Origin of the sequence: uncultured Acidaminococcus sp., assembly GCA_900538365.1 — a bacterium.
GTDB lineage: Bacteria > Bacillota > Negativicutes > Acidaminococcales > Acidaminococcaceae > Acidaminococcus.
Genome location: UPXT01000019.1, coordinates 1 through 16,323 on the forward strand (window position 1 = coordinate 1; position 16,323 = coordinate 16,323).

Annotated in this window: 11 protein-coding genes; all 11 read right to left on the minus strand. The window is 51.5% G+C overall.

Annotated features, from left to right (window positions below):
- Positions 1-91 precede the first annotated feature (91 nt).
- Positions 92-1,390, minus strand: a complete 1,299-nt coding sequence (locus QZQ08_RS05265) for a metallophosphoesterase family protein (protein ID WP_296328962.1) — start codon at positions 1,388-1,390, stop codon at positions 92-94.
- A gap of 145 nt (positions 1,391-1,535) precedes the next feature.
- Positions 1,536-3,356, minus strand: coding sequence for a translational GTPase TypA (gene typA, locus QZQ08_RS05270; protein ID WP_296328966.1), 1,821 nt, complete (start codon positions 3,354-3,356; stop codon positions 1,536-1,538).
- Between the two features lie 221 nt (positions 3,357-3,577).
- A complete protein-coding gene (locus tag QZQ08_RS05275; RefSeq protein WP_296328969.1) occupies positions 3,578-5,185 on the minus strand; it encodes an MBL fold metallo-hydrolase RNA specificity domain-containing protein in 1,608 nt (535 codons plus the stop codon).
- Between the two features lie 155 nt (positions 5,186-5,340).
- A complete protein-coding gene (locus tag QZQ08_RS05280; RefSeq protein WP_296328973.1) occupies positions 5,341-8,973 on the minus strand; it encodes a PolC-type DNA polymerase III in 3,633 nt (1,210 codons plus the stop codon).
- Positions 8,974-8,981: 8 nt separating this feature from the next.
- Positions 8,982-9,668: an MgtC/SapB family protein gene (locus QZQ08_RS05285; protein WP_296328975.1), complete on the minus strand. Its 687-nt coding sequence runs from the start codon at positions 9,666-9,668 to the stop codon at positions 8,982-8,984.
- Positions 9,669-9,693: 25 nt separating this feature from the next.
- The gene (locus QZQ08_RS05290) at positions 9,694-11,409 is read right to left on the minus strand and encodes a proline--tRNA ligase (protein WP_296328978.1); all 1,716 of its coding nucleotides are present in this window, start codon (positions 11,407-11,409) and stop codon (positions 9,694-9,696) included.
- Complete coding sequence (gene ispG, locus QZQ08_RS05295; RefSeq protein ID WP_296328981.1) at positions 11,409-12,479, minus strand: flavodoxin-dependent (E)-4-hydroxy-3-methylbut-2-enyl-diphosphate synthase; 1,071 nt, start codon at positions 12,477-12,479, stop codon at positions 11,409-11,411. The genes QZQ08_RS05290 and ispG overlap by 1 nt, the downstream gene beginning before the upstream one ends.
- Positions 12,480-12,490: 11 nt before the next feature.
- Entirely contained in the window at positions 12,491-13,507 is a 1,017-nt protein-coding gene (rseP, locus tag QZQ08_RS05300) for an RIP metalloprotease RseP (RefSeq protein ID WP_296328984.1), read from the minus strand.
- Positions 13,508-14,668: a 1-deoxy-D-xylulose-5-phosphate reductoisomerase gene (locus tag QZQ08_RS05305; protein WP_296328987.1), complete on the minus strand. Its 1,161-nt coding sequence runs from the start codon at positions 14,666-14,668 to the stop codon at positions 13,508-13,510.
- A gap of 34 nt (positions 14,669-14,702) precedes the next feature.
- Positions 14,703-15,503 (minus strand): phosphatidate cytidylyltransferase, encoded by an 801-nt coding sequence (locus QZQ08_RS05310; RefSeq protein ID WP_296328991.1) that lies wholly within the window; start codon positions 15,501-15,503, stop codon positions 14,703-14,705.
- 3 nt (positions 15,504-15,506) lie between these two features.
- Positions 15,507-16,295, minus strand: coding sequence for an isoprenyl transferase (locus QZQ08_RS05315; protein WP_296328993.1), 789 nt, complete (start codon positions 16,293-16,295; stop codon positions 15,507-15,509).
- Positions 16,296-16,323 lie beyond the last annotated feature (28 nt).

Genomic DNA, 16,323 nt, shown 5'->3' on the forward strand with positions numbered 1-16,323 from the left:
CCCCTTTATTTTGCAAGGACTATTTTTCCCTACCGAGAAACATTTTACGCTTAGTGTCCCCAAGGCGGCACAGAACGTTTCTTTCCATCCCTTACTTTGTTATGGATACGGCATGCATCTTTTGTCCATTTTTATCATAACAGATAAACTCCAGTGCCTCTTTGGAAGCCTGAAGGAGAAGATAATTCCGGTCCTCCGGTTGGGGTGCCACCATTTCATCAAGGGCATGCCGCTTCCACAGCCCCCGGTACTGCACATCGCCGGCAACTCCGGTCAATAGGTAAAGGGGGCCTGTTCCATCACGGCGAAAGCCTTTGATGTGACCGCGGTCCCGGAAGGTATGGAGATGAGCCGTAAGCACGGCATCCACTTGAAACTCGTCAAAAATGGGCATGAAAAAACGTCCTGTATCGGAAAAGCCTTCTTCCCGCGGTGTCGGTCTTGAAGCAAATCCATACTGCAGCACATCACGGTGCATAAGAATAACTTTCCATTTCTTTTTTGTTCCAGTCAGGTCGCGCCGCAGCCATTCAGCTTCATCCTTAAAAAGATTCGGTTCCCATTCCTTCAGTTCACTGTCCTGGGTATTGAGGACAACGAAATGGACCTCCCCAACATCAAAGGAATAAAATTCCCCAGCATAGCGGGAATCGCCAGCAGGCAGCTGAAAAAGCTGGAGATAGGCCAGGGGTCGGCGCACTTTCCAATCAAGGGTATAGGTCTCGTGATTACCAAGGATGGGGGCCACGGGAATCCGCTCAATCACGCCTTGAAGGGCGTCAAACCAGGCATCCCACTGGTAGGCATGTTCCCCGTTATCCACAAGGTCCCCCATATTCACAAAAAAGGACACATCAGGATGGTCCTTATAGGCCTTTTGGGCAAGGGTTTTCCAGCCGCTGTAATCAGCTGACTGGGAATCGGGAAAGATAAGCGCCGAAAAAGTGTTTCCTGCCGGCGTTTCAAGGGGCATCCAGGAACTGCGTTTCCGGTCATTGCCAACGCGGTATTCGTAGCTTGTACCGGGCGTAAGGCCAGTCACGGCTGCCGTATGGAGGTAGCGCGTGACTCCGTTATCGGTCAAGACGGAAGACTGGGCTGGGACAACCTGGCTCACGGGCGCCCCTTTTTCCCGGATTTCGGCAAGCGCTCCATTGTCTTCCTCCTGGGACTGCCACATCAAGGTCCGACTCGTGGAAGGATCTTGGGTCATGATCTGCCGGATTTCATAAGCATCCGCACGGTTTGTCAGGTCATAACGAAGGAGAAGGGAACGGATCCTATTTTCGATTTGAAAGCGGGGTTCTGCCAGCTGGGGCAATTGGAAGCATGCGGCCAAGGCAGCTAGAAGGAGCACGACGGCAGTCAGCGCGTATTTTCTTCTTTTCATGGTGTAAATCTGGTCCTTTCGTTTTACTGGCTCCTATCATACTGTAAAATCAAACGGAAGGAAACTATTTCTTATGCATGATGGTCCATACCTCATAAGCATGAAAAAAGGGCACCACCGAAGCGGTACCCTTTCAATATGTTGGTCAAGCCTTTGCGTTACGGGCTCGTTGACGGGCGCGTTCCAAACGGGAAAGGATTTTCTTTCTCATCCGGATGCTCTTCGGCGTCACTTCCACCGTTTCATCTTCGTTGATATGTTCCAAGGCCCCTTCCAAAGAGAAGGTTTGCGGCGGAATGAGCCGAACGGCATCATCACTGCCGGCAGCACGCATGTTGGAAACGTGCTTCTTCTTGCAGGGGTTGACGTCCATATCGTCTTCACGGCTGTTTTCCCCTACAATCTGGCCTTCATAGACCTGTTCGCCCGGGTTGATATACATGGTGCCGCGAGCCTGGCACTTATCAATGCCATAAGCGGTCGTTTCACCGGCTTCAAAAGCGACAAGGCTGCCGCGCGTACGGCCGGGGATATCCCCCTTATAGGCACCCCAACCGGCAAAGACATGGTTCATGATGCCGTTGCCTTTGGTATCGGTGAGGAACTGACTGCGGAAGCCAATAAGGCCGCGGGCCGGAATGATGAATTCCATGCGCAGATATCCGGACATTTCCGTCATGTTCTGGAGCTCGGCCTTGCGAATGCCCAGTCCTTCCATGACAGGGCCCATGAAGTCCTGCGGTACGTCAATGGTCAAGGCTTCCATTGGTTCCAGGAGCTTGCCGTTTTCGTCACGGCGCATGATAACGCTCGGTTTACCAACCTGCAGTTCAAACCCTTCACGGCGCATAGCTTCAATAAGGACGGACAGATGGAGTTCACCACGGCCGGAAACCTTGAAGGTATCCGGGGAATCCGTGTCCTCAACACGCATGGACACGTTTGTTTCCACTTCCTTATAGAGGCGTTCGCGAATATGGCGGCTCGTGATGAAATCCCCTTCCTGACCGGCAAAAGGACTATCGTTGACCGAAAAGGTCATGGACAGGGTCGGTTCATCGACTTTAATGCCAGCAAGCTGTTCCGGATTTTCCGTATCAGCAATGGTATCGCCGATTTCGACATCCTGCAGCCCAATAAGGGCAATGATTTCACCCGCTTTAGCTTCCTGAGTCTCAACCCGTTTCAGACCTTCATAGGTGTACAGACGGCCAATCTTCTCATTGGTCCGCTGATCATCGTGCATGAGGCAGATCATCTGGCCATTCTTGATGGTCCCGCGGACAATACGGCCGACAACGATGCGGCCGACATAGTCATCATAGTCGAGGGTATTGGCGAGCATCTGGAGCGGGCCGTCCACATCGACATCAGGAGCCGGGATGGTGTCCATGATGACCTTAAAGAGCGGATCGAGGTTATCACTGTCGTCATCCATGGAGAGTTTCGCAATCCCCTTTTTGGCAGAGCAATAGACAACAGGGAAATCAAGCTGATCATCGGAGGCATTCAGCTCAATGAAAAGGTCAAGGACCTCATCAACAACTTCATCCACGCGCTGATCCGGACGGTCGATCTTATTGATGACAACAACCGGTTTCAGATGATGTTCCAAGGCCTTGCGGAGCACATATTTGGTCTGGGGCATCGGGCCTTCATACGCATCTACGAGCAACAAAACACCGTCTACCATATTGAGCACGCGTTCCACTTCGCCGCCGAAGTCAGCGTGGCCCGGCGTATCCAAGATATTGATCTTGGTGCCTTCATGCATGACGGACGTGTTCTTGGCAAGGATCGTAATGCCGCGTTCACGTTCCTGATCATTGGAGTCCATGACGCGTTCCTGCACCTTTTCGTTGGCACGGAAGACATGGCTCTGTTTCAGCATGGCATCGACCAAAGTCGTCTTACCATGGTCAACGTGAGCGATGATGGCAATGTTACGCAAATCATTTCTAATCATAAAAGCCTTATCCCCTCTACACTTGATTCAGATAGATAAATCAAGAGGATGCTTATAGAAAGCATCCTCCTTAGACTACAAAATTCGACTTAACAATTATATTCTTTTAAGGGAATACTGTCAACAGAAAATCCTTATCCCCCTGATTTCCCCACCGCCTGGAAAAGGGCCGCCTGGCTTCATGAAGAGGGGGAAAAAAGTTTTATTAGTGGAAAGACGGCTTACACATTTTTCATAATGTCGTCGATGTATTTCTTGATCTTCATAAGGCGCGTCTTGATGTCCGGGACAAGCGCTGCATTGTGGACCACTTTCTGCATGATCCGTCCCTTGTAGACCAAGTAGGTCTTTTCGAGACTGTGCATCAGATCGCTCAGTTCCTGGACAGCCGGCTCCATCTGGACAACCTCCGTCGGGATGATATGCCACTGCGTTCCCTCAATGACGGCCGTATCGCCATAATTGGGGATGTAGGCGGCTGTTCCCAATTCTGTCCGAAGCGATTCAGCAAAGGAAGCGGCAGAATCATATTCACCATGGACTACAAAGAACGCTTTGGGCCGCCGGATCATGCCCTTATAAAGGTCCATCATCTGGTGTTTATCCGCATGGGCCGAAAAACCGGTCATATTATAGATCTTGGCGGCGACAACAATATCTTCGCCCATGATCTTGACTTTCTTGGCGCCATCCACAAGCTGCCGTCCCAAACTGCCTTCGGCTTGATATCCAGCGAAAATAACAGAACTGTCCTTGCGCCACAGATTGTGTTTCAAATGATGGAGTACGCGGCCTGCATCTGCCATGCCGCTGGCCGAAATGATGATCATCGGACTTGGCATGTCATTGATGGCCCGTGATTCTTCCGGAGTTTCCGTATAGTGGACGTTGGTCATGTCAATGAGGCGTCCCCCCTGTTTTTGATAGATGGACCGTGCCTCTTCATCATACTCATCCGGATTAAAGAGCATGACTTTGGTGGCCTTGATGGCCATGGGGCTGTCAACCATAATGGGTACGACAGGAAGCTTGCCGCTTGACATGAGTTTCTGGAAATAATAGAGCATGACCTGCGTACGGCCAACGGCAAAGGCAGGGATGATGATGTTGCCGCCGCGGGACAGGGCATCCTTGATGATTTCGAGAAGTTCTGCCTCGCGGTCTGCCGTCTCATGGACCCGGTTGCCATAGGTGGATTCCGTGATGATGAAATCCGCCCCGGAAAGCTGATGGGGATCATCGAGGATGGGCACGTTGGGCTGGCCAATATCACCCGTGTAGATGATCTTTGTTTCCTTGCCGTTTTCACTTACAAGGACGTTCACAAGGGCACTTCCCAGAATATGCCCGGCAACACGGAAGCGGATGGTCACCCCGTCACAGACCTCGAAATTTTCATCATAATCGTGACAGACAAACTGCTTTAACGCCAGATACGCGTCATCCACGGTATAAAGGGGCGTCACGGCTTCTTTGCCTTTACGCAGTCCTTTACGGGTCTCGATTTCCGCGTCCTGTTCCTGGATATGGCCGCAGTCCGGCAGGAGAATCTCGCACAGCTCCTTTGTCACATGGGTACAGTAAATGGGGCCTTTAAAGCCTTCTTTGACCAGACGGGGCAAAAGACCGCTGTGGTCGACATGGGCATGGCTGAGAACAACTGCGTCAATTTCACCGGGGTGAAAGGCAAAAGGTTTGCGATTGAGGCTGCGGATCAATTTAGGTCCTTGGAACATGCCGCAGTCAAGAAGGATTTTCTTGCCGCCCACTTCAAGCATATGACAGGAACCTGTTACGACCTTATCAGCGCCGAGGAACCGGATTTTCATGGTAGTCACCTTCCTTGCGGAAATATTTTCTGATTATTTTCTATATTATATCATGTATATGTGACAAAAAGAGGAAAAAATTGCCCCCTTTTTTTTCTTTTTGCCAAAAAAACTCCCTGCAAAAAGCCACTCAGGCTCCCTGCAGGGAAAGGACATCAAAAAAGTTCAATCTGGTCCGTCTCAGGCAGGCCTTCAAGGACACCTAGGTCGGCCAGGACTTCCACAGCGGTATTGCTGATTTTGGCCCGGTTACGCAGGTCTTCCCTTGAAATGAAGGGGCCCTTGCTGCGGGCTTTCACAATGTTTTCCGCTGCGACACCTCCAATTCCCCCAATGGCGCCCAAAGGCGGCAGCAGGCCCTTGTCGGTTACAATGAACTGATGGGCATCAGAGCGGTACAGATCCACGTCTTCAAACTCAAACCCCCGGGCGAGCATTTCTACGGCAAGTTCCATATAAGTAGCCGTTTCCTTGTCGTTAACGGAAGCTTTTGTTCCCTGCTGCCCTACATTCTTAATGAAGGTACGCATGAAATTAATGCCCTTATGGACTTCCACAAAGTCAAACTTCGGGGCCCGGATCGTAAAATAGGCCGAATAAAATTCCTTCGGATGATGGACCTTGCAGTAAGCAATGCGATAAGCCGACAGGACGTATGCTACGGCATGGGCCTTAGGGAACAGATACTGCAGCGTTTTGCAGCTCTTTATATAGAATTCAGGGATATTGGCCTTTTTGAAAGCTTCTTCCTGCTCGGCCTTGAAGCCCTGTTTATGAGCCTTTCCTTTACGGGCCCACTCCATGATGCCAAAAGCCATGCTGGGCTCCATGCCTTTATTGATGAGCCAGTTCATGATATCGTCACGGGTTGAGATGGTATCTTCTGTTGGTGTTCCGTTTTTGATCAGGTCCTGGGCATTGTTGAGCCATACGTCGGTTCCGTGGGAGTATCCGGAAATACGCAGGAGGTCGGAAAAGTTCTTTGGCTTAACGTCAGAAATCATCTGCCGTACAAAGCGGGTCCCGCATTCCGGAACCCCGTAGGTTGCAACATCGGTCATGATATCTTCGGGAGACACACCAATGGATTGGGTGCTAAGGAACAGTTCCATCGTATCAGGGTCGCCTACGGGAATATGCTTGCAGTAGCCCTCCCCCAGCATATTATCCAGCATACGGATCATGGTCGGATCATCGTGGCCGAGGATATCAAGCTTAACGATACGGTCATTGATGGAATGATAATCATAATGAGTCGTGATGGTGCCGCACGTCGGATCGTCAGCCGGGTAGGAAACAGGTGTCAGATAATGGACGTCAAGATCCCGCGGCACAACCATGATCCCGGCCGGGTGCTGACCAGTGGTCCTTTTGACACCGACAAGCTTCGGGATGAGTCCTTCGATAAAAGCCGTCCGTTTGGGTTCATTGCGGTTTTCATAGTACTTCTTGATATAGCCATAAGCCGTCTTGTCGGCAATGGTGCCCAGCGTTCCGGCGCGGAAGACGTTATCCCGGCCAAAGAGGTCTTCTGTGTATTTATGGGCCCGCGGCTGGTATTCGCCAGAAAAGTTCAGGTCGATATCAGGGACTTTATCCCCGTGGAATCCCAGGAAGACGGCAAACGGGATATTGTGGCCGTCCTTGACCATCATGGTCCCGCATTCCGGGCAGGCCTTGTCTTTAAGGTCAAAACCAGAACCGACGCTGCCATCGGTAAACCACTCCGTATGGTAGCAATGGGGACAGCGATAATGCGGCGGCAGGGGGTTGACTTCCGTAATGTTCAGCATGGTTGCAACAAAGGAAGAACCTACACTGCCTCTGGATCCTACCATATACCCGTCGTCATTGGATTTTTTGACGAGCAGGTGGGCAATGTAATACAGGACGGAAAAGCCATTGCCAATGATGGAGGACAGCTCCAACTTAAGGCGGTCTTCCACGATTTGTGGCAGCTTTGGACCGTACCACTCATGGGCCCTGCCATAACTCATGGATTCCACTTTTTCCTTCGCCCCGGGAATCATCGGGGAATAGAGCTGGTCCCGGTCTGGGACAGGTTTAAACTTTTCAATCAGGTCGTTGATCTTATTGGTGTTTTCAACAACGACCTCATAGGCCCGTTCCTTCCCCAAATAGGAAAATTCTTCAAGCATCTCTTCCGTTGTCCGCAGGTACAAAGGCGGCTGCTCTTCATCAGGATAGCCCATACCGGCCTGCAGGATGCGGCGGGCAATGGCGTCCTCAGGATTAAGGAAGTGGACGTCGCAAGTGGCAACAACAAGTTTTCCCAGTTCATCCCCCAAGGCGAGGATCTTTTTATTGATGGCCTGCAGGTCTTCCCAAGTATTGATTTCCGGATAACGATCATCGCGGAGCAGGTACTGGTTGTTGCCGCAGGGCTGGATTTCAAGATAATCATAAAAATCGGCAATTTGCAGGAGCTCTTCGTGGCTTGCCCCGGAAAGGATTGCGCGGTAAACTTCACCGGCCGCACAGGCTGAACCAATGATGATGTCATCGCGGTACTGCTCAATGAGCCCCTTGGTCATACGGGGCCGCTTGGGCTTTCCCCCAAAATACTGCAAATGGGAAAGGGACACGAGACGGTATAGGTTCCGCAGGCCTGCAAAGCTTTTGGCCAGAAGGATGATGTGGTAATTTTTCTTATCTTCCTTGCTGTGGCAGAGATACCCTTCTACCCCAAAGATCAGCTTGAAGTCCTTGAACTTCACCGCTTCATCATAGGCAAAAGGATAAGCCTGGACCACACCATGGTCCGTAATGGCAAGGGCCTTATGGCCCCATTTTGCCGCCGTATCGACAAGTTCCTCAATGGGCGTCAAACCGTCCATCTTGCTCATCTTGGTGTGGCAGTGAAGCTCAATCCGTTTGACTTCAGCCTTGTCTTCCCGTGTCTTTTGGGGCAGGAGCATGATGCCTTTTACAATGGTCATGACAAGTTCGCTGTTTTCATAGCGATCCACTTCGACATTGCCCTGGATGAGGACATGGGATCCCTTGGGAATCTTTTTCTGGAGGGCTTCCGCTTCCTGCTTGTTCTTGATCAGATCATTTTCTTCCTTGAAGGACCCAAAACGAATCTTGGCCAAAAGGCCATTTGTATCGTCGCGCAGCAAAATAGAGAGGATGACGGCATTGGTCCTCAGTTCTCGTTCTTCAAAACCAACGATGTCACCTTCAACGACAACGCCGTTTTCCTCTTCAACAATTTCATCCATGGTCCGCGGTTTTTTCGTAATCTTACGGCCATAGACGACATCCTTGCCGCCGCTTTTTTGACCACCCTGCTGCTGCAGGGCGCGCAAGGCATTTTGATAGGCCTTGCTTTGGAAGGTCATTTCCGCGGCCGCGTCCATAGGTTCTTCATCCTCTTCCATCATATCCGGCGGTTCTTCGGGAAGGGGAATTGACTCCATTTCCGGCATTTCGGGCAAGGAAAAAGCAGCATCCACGGAATCCCTCGGCTTATCTTCCTCACAGGGAGGATAGACGTCCCTCGCCTTTTCATTGATGAAGGAGACCTCCTCAACGCAGCAGGCAGCGGCAATTTTCTTTGCCACTGCCATGAGGTTCTGCTCTTCCAGCGGATTGGTTTCTACACCATAGGAGATCTTCCACGTATTGGTCCGCTCATTGATTTCAACATAATCAAGCGGAATTTTCCTGATACAGGCATTCTGTTCCGGGGACAGTTCCAACGTTTGCAGGAAGGAAAGGAAGTTATGTCTGTCCGGAATGATCCGATAACTCTCAGAATGCATGATGCCTCCTATTCTTCCATATTTGACAGATTCTTTATTTTCTTGACGGCCTGCAGCTGAAGGAGTCCATCAAGGATTTCATTGGCATTTTCATATTTACTGATTTTGGCATTGACAACAATCCGTAAGGTCTGTTCTTCTGGCCGGCTTGCCATATCAAGGACACGGGTCTTCACGTTATGACGTGAAAAATAGTCCATGACATCCATCATACTGTCCGGATTGCTCTCACAGACGATGGCGAGCTTTACTTTCACATTGCGTCCCGAAGGAAGGACCTTTCTTTCAATCCCCCGAATGGCCATCAGGGTAATGAGCGACACAATGGTGGCCACGACCCCTAGGCCCAACATACCGCAGCCAACAGTAAGCCCAATGGCAGAAACCATCCAGACACTGGCCGCAGTTGTAAGCCCCTTGACTGTAAGACCCTCATGCAGGATAGTGCCGGCACCTAAGAAACCGACACCGGTCACAACCTGGGAGGCAATCCGCGAAGGGTCGCGGTTCAGGGGATGACCGTCAATGCCATAAATGGAAACAATCATCAAAAGGGCTGACCCCGTTGCCACCAGCACATGGGTCCTAAGGCCCGCCGGACGGTCTCCGGCGCTGCGCTCCAAGCCAATGATCCCGCCGAGAAAAGCAGTCAGGAGCAGCCGGAGCACAAGATGCATGAACTGAGTGTCAAACATGGGTCAAACCTCCTTCACGATGAGCTTACAACGTCTTGGAAAGGATATCCTTCAAAGCGGAAACGTAATCCCCTTCCAAGGGCAAATCGCACATTTCACCTGTATAGCGGATCTTGACTTCCATAGCGCCCCGCTTCAAGGTCTTGGGACCAACCACGACGCGGACCGGATAGCCAATAAGGTCAGCATCTTTGAATTTGACGCCGGCCCGTTCATCACGGTCATCAAGGATGGCATCGATTCCCTGGGCATTGAGGGCCTTGTAGATTTCCTCTGCCTTGGCAAAGCTTGCTTCATCCTTTACGTTGACAGGCAAAACGATGACTTCATAAGGGGCGATGTTTTTGGGCATGATGGCCCCGTTTTCATCATGGTACTGTTCCATGACAGCTGCCAGAGTCCGGCCGACACCGATGCCATAGCAGCCCATGTAGAACGGCTTTTCCTTTCCTTCAGGATCAAGGAACGTGGCGTGGAGAGCTTCGGAATATTTGGTATAGAGCTTGAAGACCTGACCCACTTCAATGCCGCGGGCTTCTTTCAAATGCCCTTTGCAGTGTGGGCACTGGTCCCCTTCACGGGCCGTGCGGATGTCAAGGACCTTGGTATAGACAAAGTCACGGGAAGGCTCGGCGTCAACATAGTGGGTATCCACTTGGTTGGCACCACAGCAGACATTATGCATATTCATGACCGTGGCGTCAATGAGGATGGTGCACTTATTAAGGTCAAGACCAATAGGGCCCATAAAGCCCGGAACGGTCCCAGCTGCCCGGATTTGTTCTTCGGAAGCCATCATGACTTCATTGGCACCAACTGCATTGGTGACCTTGATTTCATTGACTTCATGGTCACCGCGGACAAAGCAAAGGATCAGGCCGCCCTTGTCGCTTGTAAGGGCAACGGCCTTGACGCTCTTTTCAATCGGTGCATGGAGATACTCACAAACGGCTTCAATGGTATTGCAGCCCGGTGTTGCGACAGTATTAAGCTCACGCGGGGCTTCTTCTTGGGCCGGCAGGGCTTCACATTCCGCCTTTTCCACGTCAGCTGCATAATCACAAGTATCACAATATACAATGCCTGCTTCACCGCTATCCGCGATTCCCATGAATTCATGGGACCCATTGCCGCCAATCGCCCCCGGGTCTGCCTCAACCGGCCGGTAGATGAGTCCGCAGCGATCAAAGATGCGGGCGTAGGCATCATACATCTTCTGATAGGATACATCAAGACCCGCTTCATCCGCATCGAAGGTATAGGCATCCTTCATGATGAATTCACGGCTTCTCATGAGACCAAAACGAGGCCGCTTTTCATCACGGAACTTGCTCTGGATCTGATAAAGGCTCGTCGGCAGCTGACGATAGGAATGAAGCTCGTTCTTAACGAGGGTGGTAATCATTTCTTCATGAGTGGGTCCCAAGCAGAATTCCCGGCCATGGCGATCCCGCACACGGAACATTTCTGCCCCATAGACATCCCAACGGCCGCTTTCCTTCCAGATTTCGGAAGGCTGTACGATTGGCATCATGATTTCCTGTGAATCGATGGCGTCCATTTCCTCACGGATGATGCGCTCAATCTTTTTGATGCTTTTCCAAGCCAGCGGAAGGTAAGTGTAAAGACCACCAGCAATTTTACGGATATAGCCAGCACGCAGCATCAATTTGTGGCTTTCAAGGACAGCCTCTGCCGGCACTTCACGAAGGGTCGGCGCATAGAGTTTTGAAACGAGCATTATGAGTTCTTCCTTTCCTCAATGATTTTATGGATTTCAACAAACAGCTGATCGACGAGTTCATCTTCAGGGACGCGGCGAAGGATTTCCCCTTTGCGGAACAAGAGGCCCTCTCCCTTGCCGCCGGCAATCCCCACATCGGCTTCCCGGGCTTCACCAGGGCCATTGACAGCGCATCCCATGACAGCAATGGTCAAGGGATCACGGAGACCAGAGAGCCGTTTTTCCACTTCCAAGGCAAGCTTTTCCAAGGGGACACAGGTCCTGCCGCAAGTTGGGCAGGAAACAAGGGTCGGCCCATAGGTACGAAGGCCCAAGGACTTAAGGATTTCATACGCGGTTACGACTTCAGGACGGGGATCACCTGTAAGGGACACGCGGACCGTATCCCCAATGCCCTCAGCAAGAAGCGTTCCAATACCAACGGCCGATTTGACGATGCCCATATGATAAGTGCCCGCTTCCGTGATGCCCACGTGAAGGGGGTAGTCGCAGGCCGCCGCCATTTTTCGATAGGCCTCTACCGTAAGAGGCACATCATGGGCCTTCAAGGAAATAACGATATCATGAAAATCCATCTCCTCAAGGATACGGATATGCCGCCAAGCCGCTTCTACCATGGCTTGGGCCGTAGGATGTCCGTAGGCTGTCAAAAGGTCCTTGGGAAGTGAGCCCGCATTGACACCGATGCGGATAGGAATGCCGCGTTCCTTGGCCTTTTTGACAACGGCCTCTACCCGCTCCCGTCCTCCAATATTACCCGGATTAAGACGCAGGGCTGAAACCCCGGCATCAATAGCAGCAAGGGCTAAGCGGTAATCAAAATGGATATCGGCAATGACGGGAATAGGACTTTCTTTGGTAATGACGGAAAGCGCCTCCGCAGCCTCCATGGTAGGGACCGCGCAGCGAATCACTTCACAGCCCAGTTCTTGAAGGTCACGGATCTGGGCAAGGGTGGCTGCCGCGTCTTCCGTCTTGGTATTGGTCATGGACTGGACTGCAACGGGATGGCCGCTGCCAATGGTGACCGAACCGACCTGTACTTCCCTCGTTTTTCTTCTTTCCATATTACATCTCCTTAACGCAGGATATCACTGATTGTTGCATAAACCGTGAGACCCAGGATGAGAACGACACCGACAAGCTGAATCCGTTCCTTGGCCTTAGGCGGAAGGGGATGCCGGAGGATGCCTTCAACAGCGAGGATGAGGAATTGGCCCCCATCAAGGGCTGGAATGGGAATGAGGTTCAAGATGCCAAGGTTCAGGCTCAAAAAGGCAATAAAAGTCAAGAAAGGAATCATACCTTCCTGGGCCACACTGCCTGCCATTTGCGCCACTCCAATCGGGCCTGCCACATTGGCTCCCGCCTTACCGGTAAGAATCTGACGCAGGCCATTGACCATGCCCTTCATGATACGGCCTTCCGTCAATACGGCATAACGGGCACTTTCCGAAAAACCCAAGGGGCGAGTTTCCAAGGTAGGCATGACCCCAATCAGATAGCGGCCTGCTTCCTTATCAAATTGAGGAATCAAAGTCTTTTCAAGAGTCTTCTCCCCGCGTTGGACAACAAGCGTGCTTTTCTTGCTGCCTGCTTTCTGGATAAGGGTGGATACATCCGTCCAGGCCGATAGTTTCGTACCATTGATGGAAACAATCCGGTCCCCCATCATCAGTCCGGCATCACTGGCAGGCTGATGATCCATGACACGGCCCAAGACGGGTTCATTGACCGGGGTTTCTATCCCATGGAAGAAGAAAATCCCAAAAAAAAGCAGAAGCGGCAGGAGAAAGTTCATGGTGACACCGGCAAGGATGACCACCATACGGGCCCACAGGGGTTTTGTATGAAAGCCATTTTCCACGTTTTCCTCGCCAGGTTCCATACCGGCAATCCGGTTAAATCCACCGAGCGGCAGGGCGCGCAGTGTATAGACCGTTCCCTTTTCTTCGGTTTGATAAAGTTTGGGACCAAAGCCAATGGCAAATTCATCAACCTGCATCCCAACAAGTTTAGCCGCCGCAAAATGGCCTATTTCGTGCACTGTGATGAGCACGCCAAAGACAATCAGCGCAGCAAGGAGGGTCGTCATTTAGGCCTCCCCCATGGAAGTGAGAAGGACGCGGGCCACTTCCCGCGCTTTACGGTCTGCTTCCACGATTGTTTCGTAGGATAATTGAGAAACTGGTTCCACTTTGCCAAGGACGGCCTCAATAAGATCGGCCATGGCAAGAAAAGGAATCTGTCCTTTGATAAAGGCATCGTCTGCCACTTCATTGGCTGCATTAAAAACAGTCGGCATAATACCGCCTGCCCTACCAGCTTCAATGGCAAGGGGCAGGGCACGGAAGACCTCCCGGTCCGGTTCAAAGAAAGTCAAGGGCCCACAGGAAACAAGGTCCAAGGTTTCAAAGTGGACGGGCCAGCGATCTGGATAGCTGAGCGCATACTGGATAGGCAGCCGCATATCGGGCGCGCCAAGCTGGGCAATGACCGCGCCGTCTTGATATTCCACGAGAGAATGAACGATGCTTTGAGGATGGATGATGGGTACAATTTGATCATAGGAGGCATCAAAGAGCCAATGGGCTTCAATGACCTCCAATCCCTTATTGGCAAGGGTTGATGAATCAAGCGTTACTTTTGTTCCCATGCTCCAAGTGGGATGGTTCATGCATTCCTTGACGGTTACATGCCTTAATTCGTCCCGTTTCTTACCACGGAAAGGACCTCCCGAAGCCGTAAGCAGGATGCGTTTCAAGGCCTTGTGGTCATGCCCTTCCAGGGATTGGAAGATGGCGCTGTGTTCACTGTCAACTGGAGTCAGGCGCACGCCATTTTTTTTAACCGCGTTCATGACAAGACTTCCAGCTGCAACAAGGGTTTCCTTATTGGCAAGGGCGATATTCTTATGGGCTGCAATGGCTGCAAGGATTGGTTTCAAGCCTGCATAACCAACCATGGCTCCAAGGACAGTGTCCGCTTCTCCGACCGTCGCGCAGGCAAGGATGCCCTCTTCACCGGAAAGGATTTCCGTAGGTCCGTCATAGCGGGCCCGCAGTCTTGCGGCAGCCTTTTCATCGCTGAGTGCGGCTACTCGCGGCTGAAATTTGCGGATCTGCGCTTCCAAAAGCGCATCGTTGGTATGGGCAGCAAGGGCTGCAACCCTGAGCTTTTCAGGATTTGCCGCCACAACCTCAAGGGTCTGGGTCCCGATGGAACCGGTCGACCCTAAGATGGATAGACCTTTCATAGCGTCTCCTTATCGATAGATAGGAATCCTTCCATCAAAAAAGAAAGAACTCCATAAAGTAATAAGCAATCGGAATGGAAAAAATCAAACTGTCACAGCGGTCAAGAACGCCGCCATGACCGGGAAAGAAGGTGCCTGAATCTTTGATCTTACAGCAGCGCTTCAAGATGGATTCCACAAGATCGCCCAAGGGGGCAAAGAAACCGACCAAGAGCGCAAGGATGAGGACATGGATGCTTGGATAACCAAGATAGGTGTGTCCCATGAGATAGATGACGACAAGGGTTCCCAAAAAGCCGCAAAGGGCGCCTTCCCGAGTCTTTTTGGGGCTGACCGTCGGTGCCAGCGGTGTCTTTCCCCACAGCCTGCCGCCAAAATAGGCAAAGGTATCACTGGCCCAGGTTCCAAACATCACCGTCCATAGGAGCGCTTCCCCCAGGGAACGAAGAAAGATGAAATGGGCAAAAGGAAGCCCAATATAAAGCAGGGAAAGCGTGCTCAAGGCCGTTTTTTCAAGAAACTGGCCCTCACTATGATGAAACAGGCCATCCAACATGATCAGAAGGGAAAAAAGGATGGTTATAGGCACAAGGAGTGCATGGGCCAGGGATTTATCCCAAAAAACAAGGGCAGCCGATGCTATAAGGAGCATAACGCCTAAAAAGGAAGCCTTTCCGTAAAGGTCATAGCCCGCCGCGTGAAGCATATCCCGATATTCCTTGAATGCCACAGCAGCAAGCAGCCAGGTCCCCAATGAAAAAGGCAGGCCTCCCAGTTTAATCAAAAGGAGAGCAATTGGAATGGCAATGAGTGCCGTACGGATTCGTTGTCCCATGAGTTACGCCTTCTTTGTCAGGCCGCCGAAGCGGCGGTCTCGTTTTTGGTAGCTGAGGAGCGCTTCCTTGAATCGTTCCGGCGTAAAATCGGGCCAGCAGACATCCGTTGTCCACAGTTCCGAATAAGCAATCTGCCAGAGCAGGAAATTGCTCACCCTGAGGTCACCGCCCGTCCGGATCAAAAGATCCGGCGCAGGGATGCCCCGTGTATAGAGATGGTCCTCAAAAAGGGCCTTTGTTATGTCATCCGGCTGCAGCGTACCGGCCTTCACCTGCCGGGCAATTTCTGTTGCCGCGTGAAGGATTTCTGCCTGCCCGCCGTAATTGATTGCGATGGTTAAGAGAATTCCTTGATTGTCCTTTGTTTCCCGCTCGGCTTCTTCCATCTTTTTAAGGACGAGGTCGGGCAGCTCCTTACGGGAGCCAATAAAACGCATACGGACTTGAAATTTCTTGAATTCTTCAAGCTCATTGGTGAGATATTCAACAAGGAGCTTCATGATGAAACTGACTTCCGTCACGGGACGCTTCCAATTTTCCGTGGAAAACGCATAGGCTGTGAGAGCTTCTATCCCGATGGAATCAGCATAGCGCACAATTTCGCGCAACGCTTTGGCCCCATAGGTATGACCAAAGGTTCTCGGTTTTCCCTGCCGTTTGGCCCAGCGGCCATTGCCGTCCATGATCATGGCAACATGGCGGGGAATCTTTTTAAGGTCCAGTTCCTCACGGGCAGGATGGGTCTGTGCCGAAGGAGCGGACGGTTCGGAGCGAAAAAGATGAGTTAACATAAGCGTTCCCCTATAAAAAAATTTGCGC